The sequence below is a fragment of the Phenylobacterium sp. genome (genome assembly GCF_036723115.1).
GTDB lineage: Bacteria > Pseudomonadota > Alphaproteobacteria > Caulobacterales > Caulobacteraceae > Phenylobacterium.
This window is the reverse complement of the sequence record NZ_DAIMHV010000219.1, coordinates 1-2,859: the sequence shown is the minus strand read 5'-3', so window position 1 is coordinate 2,859 and position 2,859 is coordinate 1. Positions and strand designations below refer to the sequence as shown.

Annotated in this window: 2 protein-coding genes; one reads left to right on the top strand and one right to left on the bottom strand. The window is 70.3% G+C overall.

Annotation, left to right across the window (positions count from 1 at the left end; translation table 11 throughout):
- Positions 1 to 45: 45 nt before the first annotated feature.
- Positions 46 to 1,155, bottom strand: coding sequence for a Ca2+-dependent phosphoinositide-specific phospholipase C (locus V7D28_RS14665; RefSeq protein ID WP_333588125.1), 1,110 nt, complete (start codon positions 1,153 to 1,155; stop codon positions 46 to 48).
- Between the two features lie 150 nt (positions 1,156 to 1,305).
- Between V7D28_RS14665 and V7D28_RS14660 the strand changes: the two genes are divergently transcribed.
- The coding region (locus V7D28_RS14660; protein WP_333588124.1) for an EAL domain-containing protein at positions 1,306 to 2,859 on the top strand (1,554 nt) is incomplete at its 3' end.

The following is a 2,859-nucleotide window of genomic DNA, read 5'->3' as shown; positions in this document are numbered from 1 at the left end:
CACTCGCCGCCATCGTCCTATGGCTGCGTTAAGTGTCCACAGCTCCTAGGGCGCCTCACCCCCAAGAGGATTGAGACGGCCTGCGGCCCTGCCCGGCAGGATCACCTGGAAATCGCTGAAGCGCGGATCTGGCGTCATGTAGTCGGTGGAGACGTAGTGGGCGCCGCTGGCGAAGGCGGCTTCGCGCCGGGCGGTCTCCCCGGTGCGGGCCTCCACCGTATCGGCGTCGGCCCGGGTGCGCACCAGCAGGCCCGCGCGCACCGCCGCGGCGATCCGTTCGGCCTGGGCGATGGGGTCATTGAGGGTGATGTAGCCCGCGGCCGATTCATCCTCCTCGATATTCACGAAGGCCGCCCGGCCCTCCAGATTGGTCCGCGCCCCGCGATAGAGATCCACCTGATGGCGCGGGGCGTCGAGGGCGAAGATCACGCGGCCCCGGGCCTCGGCCAGGCTTGGCCAGCCCCCTTGAGCCACCGCCTCGCGCAGGGTCGGATGGGCGCCCTGCACCCGGTCAGGCGTGATCAGCCTTCCGGCGGGAAAGACCGATCCAATCTCGGCGTCCACCGCGTCCATGGCCGCGGCGTCAAACGGCAGGGGGCGAACCGCGCCGGGGGCCGGAAGGGCGTCGCCTTCCTTCAGGTTGAGCAGGATCAGCAGAGGCAGGTGGTCGGGATGGGCTGCGGACCACCGCTCGATCTCCGCCAGGCAGTCGATGAAGCGCGGGCAGTGGCTGCGATAGTCGATGTCCTGCACATGCATCACCTTCAGGCCCGACTCGGCCATGGGCGCGGCGTCATAGTCCGGCCCTTGCGGCGCCAGCCGCCGGCCCAGAGGCTGGGCATAGCGCCCCCCCTCGGGGTCGTAGAACACATCGATCTCCAACTGGCGGGCGCCGCCGTTCAGCTGCTCGGTCAGAGAAAGGTGGGCGTAGTCGAGGCTGGCGGCCATATCGGGCGCCGCGGCGGCCAGCAAGGCCATCTCCGCCGGAGCGATCGCCTGCTTGTAGGAGTTGTGCGTCCCCACCGCCTGGATCTGGTTGACACGCAGGGCGTCGATGTCGGCCCGACGGCATCCCTCCCCGCCGTGCGGCGTCTCCAGATCGCACGCCGCTCCGATCGCGGCCGTCGCAGCCGCCGCCAGAAGCCATCCGAACATCCCGCCGTCTCCATCGCCCACGCCACACGCCAGCCGGCGCTCGCATCCAGAAGCTGGGCCTGCGACATCCTGTCAAACGAAATGGGGCGCAGCCTTACGCCGCCTTAAGCTTGGGCGTGGTCAAAAGAGGCGACACACAGGAGAAACCTTGTGCCCCTCACCGCCAAACGCCTCTTGGGACTGGCCTTCGCCTCGGCCGATCTGCTGATCGAGCTCGACCCGGAGGGGACCATCAGCCTGGCCCTGGGCGCGGGCGAGGCCCTGGCGGGGTCCCAGGATCGCAGCCTGGAAGGGCTCAAGCTCTCGGCCTTCGTGGCCTGCGAGGACCAGGAGCTGCTGAACACGGTTCTGCGCCGTCTCGGAGATGGCCAGCGGGTGGGTCCGGTGGTGGTCCGTCTGGCCGCCGCCGTGACGGAGGGCCCCCGGGCGGTCAGCCTGACCGCTCTGCGGCTGCCCGACAACGAAGGCGCCGTTTCCTGCGCCTTGAGCCGCGCGGGTCTGCCCCAGGCCTCGGGCAAGCACGGCCTGCATGACCGAAAGAGCTTCGAAACCGCGGCGGCGGCGCTCCTGCAACATGCCCGCACCAGCGGCCTGGACGTGGAACTTGCCCTGGTGGAGACGCCGGGCCTGAAGGCGGCGGCCGAGCGGGTCGGTCCTCCTCGGAGCGACGCCATGCTGGCGCGCCTGGCGGCGACCCTGCGGGCGGAGTCCATCGCGGGCTGCGCGGCCGCGGACCTGGGCGATGATCGCTACGCCCTGTTGAGGCAAGGCGCTGAAACACCGGAGGAACTCGCGGCTCGCATCACCCGCCTGCTGGACCTCGATCCGCGGCTGGAGGTGCATCCCACCGTCCATGCGGTGGCCATGGGCGCCGACGTGCCGCCAGCCCAGATGCTGAAGGCCGTGCGCTACGCCATCGACGACTTCATAGACCCTGCCGGCGGCCCCCCGGCTGAGACCCTGGGCGCGGCCTTCGAACAGGCCCTGGCGCGGACCCTCACCCAGGTCAGCACCCTGGGCGCCCGGATCGACCGGGGCGATTTCGCCCTGGCCTTCCAGCCCGTGGTCACCCTCGGCGCGCCCTCGCGCCTGCATCATCATGAGGTCCTGGTCCGCTTCCAGGGCTCCGAAGGCCCCTTCGCCATGGTGCGCATGGCCGAGGAGATGGACCTGGCCTGCGCCCTGGACGCCGCGGTGACCGACCGCGCCATCGCCCGGCTGGTGAAGACGCCGGACCTCCACCTCGCGGTGAACCTCTCCGGGCGTTCGGTGTCGAAGTCCGAATTCATCATGCACCTGCGGGACAAGATTCGCGCCGAGCCGCGCATCCGCGGCCGCCTGATGTTCGAGCTGACCGAGAGCGTCGTGGTGAGCGACCTGGCCGTGGCCGACGCCCATCTCCAGGTCCTGCGGCAGGAGGGTTGCGAGATCTGCCTGGACGACTTCGGCGCCGGCGCCAGCTCCCTGGCCTATCTGCGCCGCCTGAAGGTCGATGTGGTCAAGATCGACGGCAGCTTCGTGCGGGAGCTGGAGCATGACCTGCGCGGGGCTGCGTTCCTGACCCAGATGGCCCGGCTGTGCCGTGAAATGGGCGTGGCCACCCTCGCCGAAATGGTCGAGACCCCGGCGGTGGAAGCCGTGGTGCGCGAGGCCGGCATCCAGATGGCCCAGGGCTGGCTCTATGGCGCGCCGGCCCCCGAACCC

Coding starts and splice junctions, on each gene's coding strand:
- V7D28_RS14665 (WP_333588125.1), bottom strand. CDS start 1,155: ATGTTCGGATGGCTTCTGGCGGCGGCTGCGACGGCCGCGATCGGAGCG.